Origin of the sequence: Buchnera aphidicola (Neophyllaphis podocarpi), assembly GCF_964059055.1 — a bacterium.
Classification (GTDB): Bacteria; Pseudomonadota; Gammaproteobacteria; order Enterobacterales; family Enterobacteriaceae; genus Buchnera_M; species Buchnera_M aphidicola_A.
Window position 1 is genome coordinate 226,439 of record NZ_OZ060386.1, and the last position, 18,710, is coordinate 245,148.

Below are 18,710 nucleotides of genomic sequence, written 5' to 3' on the forward strand. Positions count from 1 at the left end.
ATTTTTTAGGATCTTAGTCTCATTTCGTTCATTCCGCCTTCTTTAATTTGCATTGGATAAACATGTTCAGAAGGATCTATAATAATATCTAAAAATACCAAGTTTCCTTTTTTTAATTCTGATATTGCTTTTTTTATTTTATTATTTATTTCTTCTTTTTTAGAAATTAATATTCCTATATGTCCATATGATTCTGCAAGTTTTATAAAATTAGGTAAAGATTTCATATATGAGTGTGAATGACGACCTGAATAAATTATATCTTGCCACTGTTTTACCATTCCAAGAGAACTATTATTTAAATTTACAATTAATACTGGTATTTTATATTGCATTGCTGTAGATAGTTCTTGTATGTTCATTTGAATACTTCCATCACCAGTAATGCAAACTACTGTTTCATTTGGTAAAGCCAGTTTAACTCCTAATGCTGCTGGTAAACCAAATCCCATAGTTCCTAAGCCCCCAGAGTTTATCCATCTTCTAGGTTTATTAAATTTATAGTATAAAGCAGCAAACATTTGATGTTGGCCTACATCTGATGTTAAAAAGGCTTTTCCTTTAGTTATTTTCCAAATAGTTTCTATAATTAATTGTGGTTTGATTTTTTTGCTATTGGTATTATACTTTAAACTATTTATATCTTTCCATTTTTTTATTTGATTCCACCATTGAGATAAATCTTGTTTCTTGTTTTCACTTTTTTTTAATATTTTTATCATTTTTTGTAATATTAATTTTGCATCACCGACTATAGGAATGTCAGATTTTATTGTTTTTGATATTGATGTTGGATCTATATCTATATGTAGTATAGTTGCATTAGGACAGTATTTTTCTATATTATTTGTTGTTCTATCATCAAATCTTGCTCCTATTGCAAATATAGTGTCTGCATTATGCATTGTCATATTAGCTTCATATGTACCATGCATACCTAACATAGATAAATTTTGTTTATGTGTTCCTGGAAACGAACCTAAAGCCATTAATGAAGTAGTAACTGGAATATTTAACATTTCTGCTATTATTTTTAATTCATTATGACAATTTGATATTATAACTCCTCCTCCAGCATAGATAATTGGTTTTTTAGAATTTATCAAAATTTTCAATGCTTTTTGTATTTGTCTGCTATGTCCTTTAACTTTAGGGTTATATGACCTGATATTTACATTTTTAGGCCAAATATAATCTTGTGTATTTAAAGAGCTTAATATATCTTTAGGAATATCTATAACAACTGGTCCTGGTCTTCCTGTAGATGATAACCAAAAAGCTTTTTTAAATATTACAGGTATATCACTTGTTTTTTTTACTAAAAAACTATGCTTTACTATTGGTCTAGATATTCCTATCATGTCACACTCTTGAAAAGCATCGTATCCAATTAATGAAGATGATACTTGTCCTGAAATTACAACCATAGGAACTGAATCCATGTAAGCAGTAGCTATTCCTGTAATTGCATTTGTTGCTCCTGGTCCAGATGTAACTAATACAACTCCTATTTTACCTGTAGCTCTAGCATATCCATCTGCCATATGAGTTGCACCTTGTTCATGTCGTACTAATATATGTTTTATTCCACCAATTCTTTTAATAGCATCATATATGTCTAATACTGCACCTCCAGGATAGCCAAAAATATGTTTAATTCCTTGATCTATAAGTGATTTAACTACCATTTCAGCACCGCATAATTGTGTCATATATATTCCTATTTCTATAATTTAATATATTATTCATATAAAGATTATACATAATCTTTATATGTTTTTATTTAAGTTATTTTTTATTAATTTTTTGTTTTTTGTTATTTTTTTTTATAAATGATATTATTTTATATTAATAAATTTTTATCTTAAATTAGTATTTATTAAAATGTTTATTTTTAATTTATATAAAATACTATGTTAATTTTATTTATCTTTTTTATTTTAATAAAATAATTTGTGTGTATTTTATATAATAGATTATGAATATTTTTATAATGTAAAAGATTTCTGATATTTTATTATAACATGAGACAATCAACTAATGAAGAAAATAAATTTAGTATTAAAAAGTTTTACTTCAATAATTTTATTTATGTTAGGTTCTTTTTTATTTATGTTTCAAGCTGTTTATGCTTCTTCATCATATAATAATTCTTTTTATACCAATGACTTACCTACTTTAGCTCCTATGTTAGAAAAGGTTATGCCTGCAGTTATTAGTATTAATATTGATGGGCGAGCTTCTTTGTATGCTCATAATAGTCATTTATCTCCTTCTAATTCTAAATCTTTTTTTGGAGAAAATTCACCATTCTGTCAGGATGGATCTCCATTTCAAGGATCACCTTTATGTCAAGGAAATGGAAATCATAGTTCTACTCAAGAGAGATTTAGAGCTTTAGGTTCTGGTGTTATTATTGATGCAGTAAAAGGATATGCTGTTACTAATAATCATGTAATTGAAAATGCTGTTAAAATTCAGGTTCAACTTAATGATGCTCGTCACTGTGATGCTCAAATTTTAGTTCAAGATTCTAGATCTGATATAGCGTTAATTAAATTAAATGATTGTAATAATCTTACTTCTATAAAAATAGCAGATTCTAATTCTGTAAGAGTTGGAGATTATGCAGTTGCTATAGGTAATCCTTATGGGTTAGGTGAAACCGTGACATCTGGAATTATTTCTGCTTTAGGTAGAAGCGGATTGAATATTGAAAATTATGAAAATTTTATTCAAACTGATGCTGCTATTAATAGAGGAAATTCAGGAGGAGCTTTAATTAATTTAAACGGAGAACTAATAGGAATAAATACAGCTATTTTAGCTCCTGACGGTGGTAATATTGGTATTGGTTTTGCTATACCTGGAAATATTGTAAATAATTTGGTTAAACAAATGGTTTCTTTTGGTAAAGTAAAACGTGGTGAATTGGGTATAATGGGTACTGAATTAAATTCTGAATTAGCTAAAGTTATGCAAATTGATGCACATAGAGGTGCTTTTGTTAGCCAAGTATTACCAAAATCAGAAGCTGATAGATCTGGCATTAAAGCTGGTGATGTGATAGTTGAATTAAATAGAAAAAAAATATATAGTTTTTCTGCGTTACGTGCAGATATAGGTTCTTTACCTGTAGGTACAAAGATAGAATTAGGATTATTACGTAGTAATGGTAGGATAGAATATATTAATCTTACTTTACAAAAATCTGGTAATGTTGTAGTCAAGGAACAAATAATAGATAAATATAACAGTATAGAGGGCGCTGATTTTATAGAGTTTAAAATAAATGGAAAAAATATAGTAAAAACTATTGAAGTTAAATATGAATCTAAAGCATATCGCATAGGATTAAGAAAAGATGATATTATTTTATCTATTAATAAAATAAAAATTTCTAATCTTAAAATTCTTCGTAATCTTCTTCATACTAAACCATCTGTTTTAGCTATTCATGTTCAACGTGGTTCAAATACACTTTATTTATTATTACAGTAAAAATATTAATATTCAACCTCTCATATTTATGAGAGGTTGAATATTTTTTTATTTTTAATATTTATTTTTTAATCAATGCTTCTTAATAGTTTATTTATTCCAACTTTACTTAAAGTTTTTAAATCTACTTTTTTAACAATAATTGCACTGTACAAGCTATATTCATTATTTTTTGAAGGAATATTACCTGGTACTACTACTGATCCAGATGGTACTATACCATAATATATTTTTTTATCTTCTCTATCATATATCTTAGTGCTTTTTCCTATATAAACTCCCATTGATATAACAGATCCTTTTTTTATTATTACTCCTTCTACTATTTCAGATCTAGCACCTATAAAACAATTATCTTCTATAATTGTAGGATTAGATTGCAAAGGTTCTAATACACCTCCTATACCTACTCCTCCTGATATATGTACATTTTTTCCTATTTGCGCACACGAACCTATAGTTGCCCAGGTGTCAATCATGCTACCTTCATCAATATATGCTCCTATATTTACATAAGAAGGCATTAATATGCTTTTTTTTCCTATAAAAGATCCAAATCTAGCAGTTGCTGGAGGTACTATTCTTATTTCTTCTTCTATGAATTTTTCTTTATTATATTCATTGAATTTTAATGGTATTTTATCAAAAAATAAATTTTCTGACCCTTTTATAACTTTGTTTTTTTTAATTTTAAAATATAATAATATAGCTTTTTTAATCCATTCATTAGTAGTCCATATACCTTGATTTTTCTCTGATACCCTAATTATTCCTGAATTTAATAACGAAATTACTTTATAAATTTTTTCTTTATCTATATTTTTGATTGATTTTGTATTTATATTTTCAATATTTTTAAATTGATGTTCAATATTTTTTTTTAGTTCTATCATTTTTAATACCATTTTTAGATTAAAGTTAATATTTAATTTTATTATTAATTAATTTCTAATAATTTTATTTATTGTATCTGTTTTATTTAAAGTTAATATTTCACAACCTTCTTCAGTAACTAATATAGTATGTTCATATTGAGCTGATAAACTTTTATCTTTTGTTATTACTGTCCATCCATCTTCTATACATTTAGTTTGTGGTTTACCTGAATTTATCATAGGTTCAATTGTAAATGTCATACCTGGTTTTAATATTAATCCATTATCATGTGTTTCATAATGTAAAACTTGAGGATATTCATGAAAAAATTTTCCTATTCCATGTCCGCAGTATTCTTTTACAATAGAAAATTTTGTATTTGCAATGTAATTTTGTATTGATTTACCAATTTTATTTAACCTAATTCCTGGTTTTATTATTTTTATTGCTTCATATAGACTTTTTTTTGTTTTTTCACATAATTTTTTTCCTAGTTTGTTATATTCTCCTACAACAAACATTTTAGATGTATCTCCATGATATCCATTTTTTATTACTGTAATATCGATATTTATTATATCTCCTATTTTTAGCACTTGTTTATTACTAGGAATTCCATGGCATACTACTTCATTTACAGAAGTACATATTGATTTAGGAAAACCTTTATAACCTAAACATGCTGATTTTGCTTTTTGTTCCATTATAAGTTTATTACAGATATTATTTATTCTTTCGGTTGTAATTCCTGGTTCTATATATTTTTCAATTTTATCTATTATTACTGCTGCGCATTTACCAGCAATACGCATTTTTTTTATTTCTTGCTTTGTTTTAATAATATTCATTATATTTTTATATTAACTAATAAAAGTTTACATTTATGTGTTATAGAATGTATTCTATTTAATAAAATTACATTTTATTATAAAATAACTATTTTTATAATAATTAAATCATATGATATAATCAATTTATTTTTGGGGTAATAAATGTTAACAGTTTCAATGAGAGATATGCTTCAAGCTGGTGTGCATTTTGGACATCAAACTCGTTATTGGAATCCAAAAATGAAACCTTTCATTTTTGGTTCAAGAAATAAAGTTCATATTATTAATTTAGAAAAAACACTTCCTATGTTTAATATTGCTTTAAAAAATTTAAATAAAATTTCTTTAAAAAAAGGAAAAATTTTATTTGTTGGCACAAAACGTTCTGCTAGAAAATTAATTAAAGATACAGCACTTCGTTGTAATCAATTTTATGTAAATCATCGTTGGTTAGGAGGTATGTTAACAAATTGGAAAACAGTTCGTCAGTCTATAAATAGGTTGAAAGATTTAGAATTACAATTACAGAATGGCACTGTTGATAAATTGACAAAAAAGGAAGCATTGTTACATTCAAGAGAATTAATAAAACTAGAAAATAGTTTAGGTGGTATTAAATCTATGGGTGGATTACCAGATGCTGTATTTGTTATAGATGCTGAACATGAACATATAGCAATTAAAGAATCTAATAATTTAGGAATATTAGTTTTTTCTGTTGTAGATACTAATTCTAGTCCTGATGGAGTAGATTTTATAATTCCAGGAAATGATGATGCTATAAGATCAATAGAATTATATTTAAATGCTGTATCGAACGCAATAACTTTTAATGTTAATAATAAAAAAACAAATTCTACTAATGTAGTGATTTAGATTTTAATATTTTTTAATTTTTTATTTAAATATCATGAAATAAGTTGTTTTAACTTCAGCTTATTTCATATTAAATTTATAAAATTTTATATATTAAACAAAGGAAATTATAATGAAAAATATTACAGTTAATTTGATTAAGAAATTAAGAAATATTACAGGAATAAGTATTTTAGATTGCAAATATGCTTTGGTAAAATCTAAAGGAGATATTAATCTTGCTATAGATAATTTACGTAAGTCTGGAATTGTTAAAGCTCAAAATAGATCTATATATAATACAAATGAAGGAGCTATTTTTGTTTGTGTTAAAGATAATATTGGTGTTTTAGTTGAATTAAATTGTGAAACAGATTTTGTTGCTAAAAACATTGATTTTATTTCTTTTGGTAATAAAATTGTTAATTACATTATTAATAATAATTTTATTAAATTAACTAATTTAAAAGAAACCTTTAAAAATAAAATCAGTTTATTAATATCTAAATTTGGTGAGAATATAAATATAAAACGCTTTAAATTATTAAAAGGTGATTACATAGATTATTATTTGCATAATAATAATAAAATAGGAGTTTTATTATTAGTTGATAAATTTAATAGTGATCCTAATAAAATAAAATTTATAAAAAATATTACAATGCATATTGCGGCTAGTAATCCTATTTCTATATATTCAAATGATATACCAAATAAAATTATTGATAAAGAAATCGAAATTCAAAAATCTCTAGCAATTAAAATATCTGACAATCCTAAGATAATAAAACAAATAGTTGACGGTAGAATCAAAAAGTTTATTAATTCATTAACATTATGTAAACAGAAATTTATTTTCGATACTAGTAAAAATGTTGAATGGTTTTTAAAAAATTATGAAATAAATTTAAAAAAATTTATTAGATTTGAAATTAATAATAAAAGTTAGTATTTAATTCTTTATATAATTTATAGAAATACTTTATGCATACTAAAATTAAGCCTATATATAAACGTGTTTTATTAAAAATTAGCGGCGAGTCTTTACAAGGGAAAAAAGATTTTGGAATAGATTCTACTTTTCTTAATCGTATAATTAAAGAAATCAAAATTTTAATTAGTTTTGGTATTCAAATAGCAATTGTGATTGGTGGTGGTAATTTATTTAGAGGATCTTGTTTTTCAAATTTAGGGATTAATCGTATATTTGCAGATAATATAGGTATGTTATCAACTATAATAAATGGTTTAGCTATACATGGTTTTATGAGTAAATTTTCAATTAATTCTTATTTAATGTCCTCGTTTTGTATACCAAGTATATGTGAAGTTTATAATCGTGAAAAAGCAATTAAATTAATAAGTAATAACTCTTTAGTAATTTTTGCTGGAGGAATAGGAAATCCTTTATTTACCACTGATTCTGCAGCATGTTTAAGAGCTATTGAAACTGATTCAGAGATTGTTTTAAAAGCTACTAATGTTAATGGGGTATATTCAGATGATCCTAAAAAAAATTCAAATGCTATTTTTTATGATAGTATTAGATATAAAGATGTAATAAATAACAAATTAAAAATTATGGATTCTTGTTCTTTAATATTAGCTCGTGATTATAATTTACCTATTAGGGTATTTAACATTAATAAACATATGTCTATATATAAAGCTGCAATAGGCATTAAAGAAGGTACTTTAATTTATGACAGATAATTAAATATTAGTACTTTTAATTTTTTTGGATGAGAAATTTAAAAATGATTAACAATATTATAAATAAAAATTCTATAAAAATGCAAAAATGTATTAAGGTTTTTAAATCTAATTTAAATAAAATTAATACTGGTAGAGCTTCTACTTTATTAATTGAAAATCTCATGGTTGATTATTATAATGTTATGACTCCGTTAAAGCAAATTTCTAATATTACTGTTGAGAATGCTAATCTTTTAAAAATTACTGTTTTTGATAATTCTATAGTTAAAAGTATTGAAAAAAGTATTTTATCTTCTGAATTAAATTTAAATCCTATATCTAAAACTAATAATTGTATTTTAGTTCCTATACCTTTATTAACAGAAGATCGTCGAATAAACTTAATTAAAATAATTCAAAGGTATGCAGAAAAAACTAGGATTTGTATAAGAAATATTAGAAAAATATCTAAAGATAAAATTAAATTATTATTAAAAAATAAGGAAATTAGTTTAGATCAAGATCGTTATGCAGAAAATAAAATTCAAACATTAACTGATGATTATATATCAGAAACTGAAATTATTTTATCTAAAAAAAAATTAGAAATTAAAAAAGTATAATAATATTATATAAATAAATTTTATGTTTTAATACATAATTATCTAATTATAATTTTAAATTAAAAGTATTTTTATGATTCAATTAACTATTCTTGGTTCTACTGGTTCTGTTGGAATAAATACTTTATTGGTAATAAAAAGATATCCAGATTTATTTAAAATCAAAGCTTTAGTAGCTGGTAAAAATGTTGATGTTATGTTAAATCAATGTTTAGAATTCAATCCTGAATTAATTTCAATGAAAGAAGAAAAATATGCTAAATTATTACGACAAAAATTAAAATCGTTTAATTTAAAAGTTCAAGTATTATCAGGAATTAAATCAGCTTGTGATTTAGCATCTTTAAATGAAGTTGATACAGTTATTTCTGCTATTGTGGGTATTCAGGGTCTTATGCCTACTTTTTGCGCTATTAAAGCAGGAAAAACTATATTATTAGCTAATAAAGAATCTTTGATTGTTTGCGGGCAATTATTTATGCGAGAGTTATCTGTTAGCGGAGCTAAATTATTACCAATTGATAGCGAACATAGTGCTATTTTTCAGAATTTACCTAAAAAAGTCCAAGAAAAATTAGGTTTTGCTGATCTTAAAAAAAATGGAATTAAATCAATTATTTTAACAGGTTCAGGAGGTCCTTTTTTGAAAACTCCATTAGAAGAATTTTCTAATATTTTACCTGAGCATGCTATATCTCATCCAAATTGGAAAATGGGTAAAAAAATTTCTGTAGATTCTGCAACTATGATGAATAAAGGTTTAGAATATATTGAAGCTAGATTGTTATTCAATGCTTCAGATTCAGAAATAGAAATAGTTATTCATCCTCAGTCAATAGTTCATTCCATGGTATGCTACTTTGATGGTAGTATATTGGCCCATTTAGGAGCTAAAGATATGAGAATACCTATATCTTATGCTCTTACATGGCCTAATAGAATTTATTCTGGATCTGATTATTTGAATATATCTTCTATAAAAAATTTGTCTTTTTATCCTCCTGATTTTACCAGATATCCTTGTTTAAAATTAGCAATTGAAACATTTATTGAAGGACAGTCAGCAATAATCATATTGAATGCAGCTAATGAGATAGCTGTAGAAGCATTTTTAAGGAAAAAGATTAGTTTTAATTCTATTTATAAATTAAATAAATCTGTAGTTATGTCTTTTTCATATCCAGAACCTAAATCTATTGAAGATATTCTAGAAATTGATAGAAGAGCTCGTATTATAGCTTTAAATAAAATAAGTTTATTTTAGTATTTAGGAAAAAATATTTATTTTTTGTATATAACTTTTAATCAACATACATAGAAAAATTATCTATGAATTATATTTATAACTCCAAAAAAAAATTTGATTTTATAAAAAATAATATTAATCATATTGCAATTATTATGGATGGCAATAGAAGATGGGCTATTAATAAGAATAAATCTTATATTGATGGTCATAAAGCTGGTGTTAAAGCTGTAAAAAAAATTATTAAATATTCTATTATTTGTAATTTAAAAGTGTTGACTTTGTATGCTTTTAGTAGTGAAAATTTAAATAGATCTAAACAAGAAGTCGAATCTTTAATAAATTTGTTTTTAGTGGTTTTAAATTCTGATTTAGATATTTTATATAAAAATAATATAAAATTAAGAATCATTGGTGATATTAGTTTGTTTGGTTCTTTCTTTAAAAATAGTATTTTACATGCACATGAATTAACAAAACTTAATACTGGATTATTACTTAATATTGCAATTAATTATGGAGGAAGATGGGATATTATTCAAGGAATAAAAAAACTTATATCTAAAATTAAGTATAAAAAAATATCCTCAGAAAGTATTAATGAAAACTATTTATCTAAATTTTTATGTATTGATAGCAAAATTCCAGTTGATTTAGTTATTAGAACTGGAGGAGAATATAGAATTAGTAATTTTATGTTATGGCAAATTGCATATTCTGAGTTGTATTTTACAAATACATTATGGCCTGATTTTAATGAACATAGTTTTCAACTAGCTATTAAAGAATTTTTAAAACGTGATAGACGTTTTGGTGGTAGTTAAATAATTATTATAATTTTAATTACTAAAATTAAAATTTTAACAATATTTGATAAAAATATTATTTTTAATGTATGATAAGTTCATTATTTTTAAAAATAAAATTATTATATGATAATTAAATTAATTTTTTTAGTTTTGTTTTTTTTAATTTTTTGTGTATATAGTTATGGATTTACTTATTATAAGATTATTTTTAAAGGATTAAATTTAGCTTCTAGTGAAAAAATTTATAGAATAATTACAAATAATCAAATTAATAAAATATCTAATGTTAATATTAAAAAAAGTATATTTAAGTTATTTAATACTAGTTATTTTGAAAAAATTGATGTTTTTGTTGACAAAAATAAAATTTTTTTTAATTTTAAAGAACATCCTATTATTGATGATATTCACTATATTGATAATAGATATGTTAATTCTAAATATATTAATAATATTGCTAATAATTTAGGTATTAATGTTAATTTTTTTTTAAATCCAAGAGTTTTATTTTTATTTAAAAAAAAATTAGAAGATTTATATAAAAGATTAGGAAGTTATAACACTGTAGTTAAAATATTTTATTCTTACAAATCTACTAATCATATAATTTTAAAAATCGTATTTTTTGAAAAGAAATTATTATCTTTTGATAAAATTTTTTTTTCTAAAAAAAATATAGTTCAATTAAATAAAAATTTTTCTTATTGTAATTTAAAAAATAGTTTAGATTTTTTATCTATTTTTGATAGATTTTATTGTAAATTTAATCCTAGTTCATTTATAAATTATTTAAATTTATTACAGAGTTATTTTTTTAATCATGGATATATAAATTTTAATCTAAATTATATAAAAAGTAATTATATAGAAAGTAGAAATAAAATTTCAATTTTACTTGATTTAAAACAAGGAAAAAGATTTAGAATATCTAAATTTTTTTTACATATTTATCCTGATATTTTTTATGATTATATATCAAATATTATTTTGATTAATTCTGGTGAAGTATTCAATTATAAAAAAATTCTTTGCATTAATAAAAAAATTGCAGAATTTTTAAAAAATAATGGTTATATAAACTATTCCTTAGATTTATATCCTATAATTAATTATAAAGATAAAACAGTTGAATTACATTTTAATATAATTACAAATAATCGTTATCTAGTAAATAACATTTATTATGTTAATAATAATTATATTAAAAATCAAACTTTAAATTTGATTCTTAGTCAAAAACAGAAAAAATGGTATAGAGAAAACTTAATTATTTCAGATAAAAATCATCTTCTTAGTTCAGAATATTTTGATAATTTAGATATTAAAATAAAAAAATCTCCTAATTCATTAAATAAAATCGACTTATTTTTTTATTTTAAAGAAAAAAACAATAATTTATTAAATTTTGGAGTTAGTTATGGTAGCTCTAGTAATGTTAGTTTGAATTTAAATTTAATCAAAAAAAAAATATTTAAAACAGAGCATATTTTAAATATAAACAATATTAAAAATATTAACGAATCTAATGGTGAAATATCTATTTTTAATCCTTATTTATTCAAATATTTAAAAAGCATAAAAAGTATTTTTTTTTACAAACATAAGAATAATGATCCATTAAAATTACCTGATTATTTTAATAATACTTATGGATCAAATTTCATTTTTGAAATTTTTAATAAGAAAAAACATTCATTTTTTTTAAATTTAGAATATTTGCATGATTTTAATTCTAAAAATTTTTCTCAATTTTTTATATGGAATGATTTTAATTTATATAATAATTTTATAAATACTACTAAATATCATAATTATTCTTTTGATAGTTTTTTTATAAAATTTTTATGGAATTTTAATAATTTTGATAATTTGATATTTCCTAAGATAGGTAGTAGTATCTTTTTTAAAAGTAAATTTGTTATTCCTTTATATAATACATGTTACTTTAAATCTGTTTTAGAAATTAAAAACTATATTCCTTTTAATATAAATAAAAATTTTATATTATTTAATAACATAAAATTAGGATTTGGTAATTCTTTATATAACAGTCACTATCCATTTAATGAAAGTTTTTATTTAAAAACCTCTAATTCTGTAAGAAATTTAAATTATAACAGTATCTTTTATAAATTACATTCTACACATGATTACTATTTAAAATATTCTGAATATAACAATAATTTTTTAAATAAATTTAATAATATAACCGGAGGTAATACTTTTTTTTTAACAAATTCTGAAATGATATTTCCTGTACCTTTTTTAAATAATTCTTATATTGATAATTTAAGAATGTCTATTTTTTTAGATTTAGGTAATATCTGGAATGTTAATTTATTAAATACATTGAAATATTTTAGTAAAAGTATTACTGCTAATAAATATCAAAATATATATAATTTACATGTTACAACTGGAATATCTGTAAAATTTTTATCTCCAATAGGTATTATGACATTTTCATTCGGATATCCTTTGTATAAACAAACTGGTGATTCTATTGAATTTTTTAAATTAAATTTAGAAAAATAACTATAAAAAAATTTTAAAATTTTTTAGGAAAAATATTTTGAATACTAATATTAATAAATTAACATTTAAAGAAATTTTAAATTTGTTACCTCATAGATATCCTTTTTTATTAGTAGATAAAATAATAAAGATAGTAAAGTATAAGTATATTAAAACTATAAAAAATGTTTCATTTAATGAGCCTTTTTTTAATGGGCATTTTCCTGGTGATCCTATTTTTCCCGGTGTATTATTAATAGAATCTATGGCGCAAACAGCAGGAATTTTGGCTGTTGCTAGTATGTCTAAGTTAGAACATAAAGATTTATATCATTTAGTTGGCGTTGATAAAGCTCGTTTTAAAAATCCTGTATTTCCAGGAGATCAAATAACAACAGAGGTATATTACAAAAAATATAAAAGAAAAATTATACTTTTTAAATCAATATCTAAAGTAAATGAAAAAATAATTTGTAAAGCAAATATTATGTGCATGAAAAAATAATCTAAAATTTATAATATTTTTTATTAATACATTCAGCATATTTGTTATTAAATTTAATTTAAAACACGTTATTTTATATAGTTTTATTTCAATTTAAATATTTTTAAAAGTTTTAAATTTTAATAAAAAATTTTTTTATTTTTTATAGGTATAATATAATGTTTAAATTAATTTATAAAAATTATAATTTAATTGCAGGTGTAGATGAAGTTGGTTGTGGCGCATTAGCAGGACCAGTTGTTGCCGCTGCTGTAATTTTAAACGAAAAATTTAAAATACATGGATTAAAAGATTCTAAAAAAATTTCTATCAAAAATCGTTTATATATTAGTAAAGAAATTAAAAAAAAATCTTTAGATTGGCATATAGGAGTTGCTAATGCTCAAGAAGTAGATAAATTTAACATTTTAAACGCTAGAATGATAGCTATGAAAAGAGCTATTTTAGGTCTTAACTTAAAACCTAGTTATATATTTATTGATGGTAATAAATCTCCAAATATTTCTATTCCTATTCATTGCGTTGTTAATGGTGATAATATTATCAAAGAGATTAGCGCAGCTTCTATTATAGCTAAAGTTATACGTGATAGTAAATTAAATAAAATTCATTCATATTTTCCTGAATATAATTTTAATAAAAACAAAGGTTACCCAACTAAAGATCATATATTAGCTATTCGTAAGTTTGGTGTAACTAATTTACATCGTTTAAGTTTTTCTCCTATGTCTAGTTTTATACACATTGATCACAAATAAAGTTATTTTGAGATTTTGTTAAATGAAAAATCCTAAATTTATTCACTTACGCGTACATAGTGACTATTCTTTAATTAATGGTTTATCTAAACCTGAATCGATAATAAATAAAGCTGTTGAAATTGGAATGCCTGCTATTGCTTTAAATGATTTATTTAATTTGTCGGGGATAATTAAATTTTATCGTCATGCTCATATCATGGGCATTAAACCTATTATAGGTGTAGATTTTAAAGTTTATAATAAATTGTTAAAAAATACTGTATATTTAACTATATTAGCCATAAATAGCATAGGGTATAAGAATATTATTTCGTTAACATCAGAAGCTTATAATAATATCGTTCAATTTAAAGACCCTACTATTAAATACAGCGACTTAGTAAAATATAATCAAGGTTTAATTATACTTTCTGGAGGTATATATGGAGATATAGGAAAAAGCATTTTAATAAAAAATAAACATTTTATAAATCTTTTTTTAGAATTTTATAAAAAATACTTTTTAAATTTTTATTATATAGATATATCTAGAATTAATCGTAAACATGAAGTTCAATATTTTAATGATATAATTTATTATGCATTAAAATATAAAATTCCTTTAGTAGCTACAAATGAAGTATGCTTTTTAAATAAAAACGATTTTAGCATACATCAAATTAAAGTAAAAATACAAGAAAATTCTTCTTTAAACTTATCAAAATCTTTTTATGATTATACTGAAAACCAGTTTATGAAAACAGAAAAAGAAATGTTAGATTTGTTTTCAGATATACCTGAATCTTTACAAAATAGTGTAGAAATAGCTAAAAGATGTAATTTAATAATACCTTTATATAATCATTTTTTACCTATATTTCCTACTAAAAATATTAGTAATAAAAATTTTTTAGTAAAAAAAGCTAAAAAAGGTTTAATTAATAGATTTAAAAATTCTTTAAATATAGGTAATAATAAAGATTTATATTTAAAATATTTTAATAGATTAAATTATGAGCTAAAAGTAATAAATAAAATGGGATTTTCCAGTTATTTTTTGGTTGTAATGGAATTTATAAAATGGTCTAAATATAATAATATTCCTGTTGGTCCTGGTAGAGGTTCTGGTGCAGGTTCACTAGTAGCATATGCATTGGAGATTACTGAAATAGATCCTATTTACTTTGATTTATTATTTGAGCGTTTTTTAAATTTAGAAAGAACTTTTATGCCTGATTTTGATATTGATTTTTGTATGGATAGAAGAGATGAAGTAATAGATCATGTTTCTAAGGTATATGGCAGAGAATCTGTATCTCAAATTGTTACTTTTGGTACTATGGCAGCAAAAGCAGTAATTAGAGACGTAGGTAGAGCTTTAGGATATCCTTATGGATTTCTGAATAAAATATCTAAATTAATACCTTTAGATCCAGGTATTACTTTAAGAGATGCTTTTATTAATGAGTCTAAATTACTTAATATGTACTCTAATAATAAAGAAGTGAAAGTATTATTTGATAAAGCTGTTAAATTAGAAGGTACAATTCGTAATATAGGTAAACATGCTGGAGGAGTTGTTATTTCTCCTACCAAAATTACAGATTTTTCTCCTACTTATTTAGATTTAAATACTAATAATCCTATAACTCAATTTGATAAAAATGATATAGAAATTGTTGGTTTGGTTAAATTTGATTTTCTTGGCCTTCGTACTTTGACTATAATTCATAATACTCTTAACATAATTAATAATCGTTTAAAATTACATAAAAAAATCGATCTAAATTCATTAAATTTAAATGATCATAAGTGTTTTAAGCAATTACAAAATGCTAATACTACTGCAGTTTTTCAGTTAGAATCTAAAGGAATGAAAGATTTAATAATGAGGTTAAAACCAGATTCTTTTGAGGATATTGTAGCATTATTAGCATTATTTCGTCCAGGTCCGTTGCAATCAGGAATGGTAGATAATTTTATAAATAGAAAACATGGTATAGAAAAGATTTATTATCCTGATGAAAACTGGCAGCATGAATCTCTTAAGCCAATTTTAAATAAAACTTATGGGATTATTTTATATCAAGAGCAAGTTATGCAAATTGCTCAAGTACTAGCTGGGTATACACTTAGTGAAGCAGATTTACTTCGTATAGCTATGGGTAAAAAAAATCCTAAAGAAATGTCTAAGCAAAAATTTATTTTTCAGCAGGGAGCTAAAAAAAAAGGTATATGTAGCAAATTATCTATTAAAATATTTAATTTAGTTGAAAAATTTGCTGGTTATGGATTCAATAAATCTCATTCAGTAGCATATGCTTTAATATCTTATCAAACACTATGGTTAAAAGTATACTATACTTCTGATTTTATGGCAGCTTCTATGAGTTCAGATATAGATAATATTAATAGACTCGTATTATTAGTTAATGAATGTAAACAATTAGGAATTAATGTAAATCCTCCAAATATTAATCTAGGTAATTATAATTTCACTGTTAACAAAGATAATAGTCTTATATATGGAATGGGTGCAATTAAAGGAATTGGTTCTTCTACAATTGACTATATTATTAAAATAAGAAAAACAGATGGAATATTTTTAAGCTTGTTAGATTTTTGTTTACGTGTTAATCCAAAAAAAATAACAAAAAAAATTATTGAAAAATTAATTTTATCAGGTGCTTTTGATTTTTTGAATATATATAGATCACATTTAATTGATATATTAGAATATACATTAAAGATTTCTAATCAATATAATATAAATAAAAATATTGGACAAATAGATATTTTTAGCAGTTCTTTAGAAGATTTATTTTACATTAAATTAAAATCAATTTCTTTAAAAAAATCATGGACTGAAGAAATAAAATTAGATAAAGAATATGAAGTTTTAGGTCTATACCTTACAGGTAATCCTATATCTGAATATATTTCAGAAATAGAATCTTATATAGCAAAATGTATTTTTATAAAAGATATAAAATCAATTAATGCAAATAAAGTTATAATTATAAGTGGTATAATAATATCTATAAAAATCAAAATAACTAAAAACAATAAAAATATAGGAATAATGTTATTTGATGATTTATCAGGAAGAATTGAAGTCATTTTATATAATCATATAATTGAAAAATATTCAAAATTTTTAAATAAGAATAATATATTAGTCATAAAAGGAAAAGTATCTTTAGATCGTTTTAATAGTTTATATAAAATTATTGCTTTAGAAATAATAGATATAACCACTGCAAGAGCAAAATATGTTAATAAAATTTGCATATCAGTAGTTGATAAAACTATTAATAAATTTTTTATAGACTTGTTATCTAATATTTTTAAACCTTATTTAGGAGGTAATATTCCCATTTATATAAAATATTTAAAATCTAATGTTTACACCAATTTAAAATCAGGAAACAAATGGTTAGTTTATCCTGAAAGAAAACTGATTAATAAATTAAAATTAATTCCTCAAATAAAAAAAGTAAGTTTAAATTTTAAAAGAAATAGATTATTAATATGATATCTAATTATTTAGATTTTGAAAAACCTATTCAGGTTATAGATTCAAAAATAAAATTATTGAAAAATTTATTAAGTAATTGCGATAGTAAAATTAAAATATTATATATACAAGAAATTAAAAAATTAAATAAAAAAAATAATAAATTAATAAAAAAAATATTTATGAATTTAAATTCTTGGGAGATAATTGAACTATCCAGACATCCTTTAAGACCTTATACTTTAGATTATATAAAAAATATATTCACTGATTTTGATCAATTGCATGGTGATAGAATGTTTTCTGACGATAAAGCAATTATAGGTGGTATTGCTCGCTTAAATAATATTCCAGTAATGGTATTAGGTCATCAAAAAGGCAGAGAATTAAATGAAAAAATATACCATAATTTTGGAATGCCGTTTCCGGAAGGATATAGAAAATCTTTACGTTTAATGAAAATGGCAGCTAAATTTAATATGCCTATAATAACTTTTATTGATACCCCTGGTGCTGATCCAGGTATTGGTGCTGAAGAGAGGAATCAGTCTGAAGCTATTGCTAAAAATTTAATTGAAATACCTAAATTAAATGTACCAATTATTTGTACTGTAATAGGAGAAGGTGGTTCAGGTGGTGCTTTAGCTATAGGAGTTGGAGATAAAATTAATATGTTACAATATAGTACATATTCTGTTATATCTCCTGAAGGGTGTGCATCAATCCTTTGGAAAAATATCAATAAAGCTCAGGAAGCAGCTCAATCTATGAAAATTACATCTGTAATTTTAAAAAAATTAAAATTAATTGACAGTATAATTTTTGAACCATTAGGAGGAGCACATAGAAATCCTGTTTTAATGTTTTCTATAATTAAAAAACATTTAATATCAGATTTAAATTCATTGAATAAGTTAGACATAAATCAACTTTTACGACTACGTTATAATAAAATTATGAATTATACCCATAAATTATTAAAATAAATATTATATATTT

15 protein-coding genes are annotated in these 18,710 nt (G+C 22.6%); 12 read left to right on the forward strand and 3 right to left on the reverse strand.

The window, feature by feature from the left end; genetic code table 11:
* Nucleotides 1–5 precede the first annotated feature (5 nt).
* Entirely contained in the window at nucleotides 6–1,712 is a 1,707-nt protein-coding gene (gene ilvB / locus AB4W60_RS01055) for a biosynthetic-type acetolactate synthase large subunit (protein WP_367676281.1), read from the reverse strand.
* 328 nt (nucleotides 1,713–2,040) lie between these two features.
* Between ilvB and degP the strand changes: the two genes are divergently transcribed.
* Entirely contained in the window at nucleotides 2,041–3,501 is a 1,461-nt protein-coding gene (degP, locus tag AB4W60_RS01060) for a serine endoprotease DegP (RefSeq protein ID WP_367676282.1), read from the forward strand.
* Between the two features lie 68 nt (nucleotides 3,502–3,569).
* On the opposite strand, the gene dapD is transcribed toward degP, so the two are convergent.
* Together dapD and map are read right to left on the reverse strand one after the other, a co-directional pair.
* Entirely contained in the window at nucleotides 3,570–4,394 is an 825-nt protein-coding gene (dapD, locus tag AB4W60_RS01065) for a 2,3,4,5-tetrahydropyridine-2,6-dicarboxylate N-succinyltransferase (protein WP_367676283.1), read from the reverse strand.
* Between the two features lie 48 nt (nucleotides 4,395–4,442).
* On the reverse strand, nucleotides 4,443–5,225 hold the full coding sequence (gene map, locus AB4W60_RS01070) for a type I methionyl aminopeptidase (RefSeq protein ID WP_367676284.1): 783 nt from the start codon (nucleotides 5,223–5,225) through the stop codon (nucleotides 4,443–4,445).
* A gap of 144 nt (nucleotides 5,226–5,369) precedes the next feature.
* Here map and rpsB point away from each other — a divergent pair, with 144 nt between their 5' ends.
* The 11 genes from rpsB to accA all read left to right on the forward strand — a co-directional run bounded on the left by rpsB (nucleotide 5,370) and on the right by accA (nucleotide 18,697).
* Nucleotides 5,370–6,083, forward strand: a complete 714-nt coding sequence (gene rpsB, locus AB4W60_RS01075) for a 30S ribosomal protein S2 (RefSeq protein ID WP_367676285.1) — start codon at nucleotides 5,370–5,372, stop codon at nucleotides 6,081–6,083.
* Between the two features lie 112 nt (nucleotides 6,084–6,195).
* Nucleotides 6,196–7,011 (forward strand): translation elongation factor Ts, encoded by an 816-nt coding sequence (gene tsf, locus AB4W60_RS01080; protein WP_343188827.1) that lies wholly within the window; start codon nucleotides 6,196–6,198, stop codon nucleotides 7,009–7,011.
* Nucleotides 7,012–7,046: 35 nt separating this feature from the next.
* On the forward strand, nucleotides 7,047–7,775 hold the full coding sequence (gene pyrH, locus AB4W60_RS01085; protein WP_343188828.1) for a UMP kinase: 729 nt from the start codon (nucleotides 7,047–7,049) through the stop codon (nucleotides 7,773–7,775).
* A gap of 44 nt (nucleotides 7,776–7,819) precedes the next feature.
* A complete protein-coding gene (gene frr / locus AB4W60_RS01090; RefSeq protein WP_367676286.1) occupies nucleotides 7,820–8,380 on the forward strand; it encodes a ribosome recycling factor in 561 nt (186 codons plus the stop codon).
* A 73-nt stretch (nucleotides 8,381–8,453) separates the two neighbouring features.
* A complete protein-coding gene (gene ispC / locus AB4W60_RS01095; protein ID WP_367676287.1) occupies nucleotides 8,454–9,644 on the forward strand; it encodes a 1-deoxy-D-xylulose-5-phosphate reductoisomerase in 1,191 nt (396 codons plus the stop codon).
* A gap of 65 nt (nucleotides 9,645–9,709) precedes the next feature.
* Nucleotides 9,710–10,450, forward strand: coding sequence for a polyprenyl diphosphate synthase (gene uppS, locus AB4W60_RS01100; RefSeq protein ID WP_367676288.1), 741 nt, complete (start codon nucleotides 9,710–9,712; stop codon nucleotides 10,448–10,450).
* A 108-nt stretch (nucleotides 10,451–10,558) separates the two neighbouring features.
* Complete coding sequence (gene bamA / locus AB4W60_RS01105; RefSeq protein ID WP_367676289.1) at nucleotides 10,559–12,970, forward strand: outer membrane protein assembly factor BamA; 2,412 nt, start codon at nucleotides 10,559–10,561, stop codon at nucleotides 12,968–12,970.
* A gap of 37 nt (nucleotides 12,971–13,007) precedes the next feature.
* On the forward strand, nucleotides 13,008–13,454 hold the full coding sequence (gene fabZ, locus AB4W60_RS01110; protein ID WP_367676290.1) for a 3-hydroxyacyl-ACP dehydratase FabZ: 447 nt from the start codon (nucleotides 13,008–13,010) through the stop codon (nucleotides 13,452–13,454).
* A gap of 158 nt (nucleotides 13,455–13,612) precedes the next feature.
* Nucleotides 13,613–14,212, forward strand: a complete 600-nt coding sequence (locus AB4W60_RS01115; RefSeq protein WP_367676291.1) for a ribonuclease HII — start codon at nucleotides 13,613–13,615, stop codon at nucleotides 14,210–14,212.
* A gap of 22 nt (nucleotides 14,213–14,234) precedes the next feature.
* Nucleotides 14,235–17,729: a DNA polymerase III subunit alpha gene (gene dnaE, locus AB4W60_RS01120; RefSeq protein ID WP_367676292.1), complete on the forward strand. Its 3,495-nt coding sequence runs from the start codon at nucleotides 14,235–14,237 to the stop codon at nucleotides 17,727–17,729.
* Nucleotides 17,726–18,697, forward strand: a complete 972-nt coding sequence (gene accA / locus AB4W60_RS01125; protein ID WP_343188836.1) for an acetyl-CoA carboxylase carboxyl transferase subunit alpha — start codon at nucleotides 17,726–17,728, stop codon at nucleotides 18,695–18,697. Before dnaE ends, accA begins: the two co-directional genes overlap by 4 nt.
* The last annotated feature ends 13 nt before the right edge of the window (nucleotides 18,698–18,710 follow it).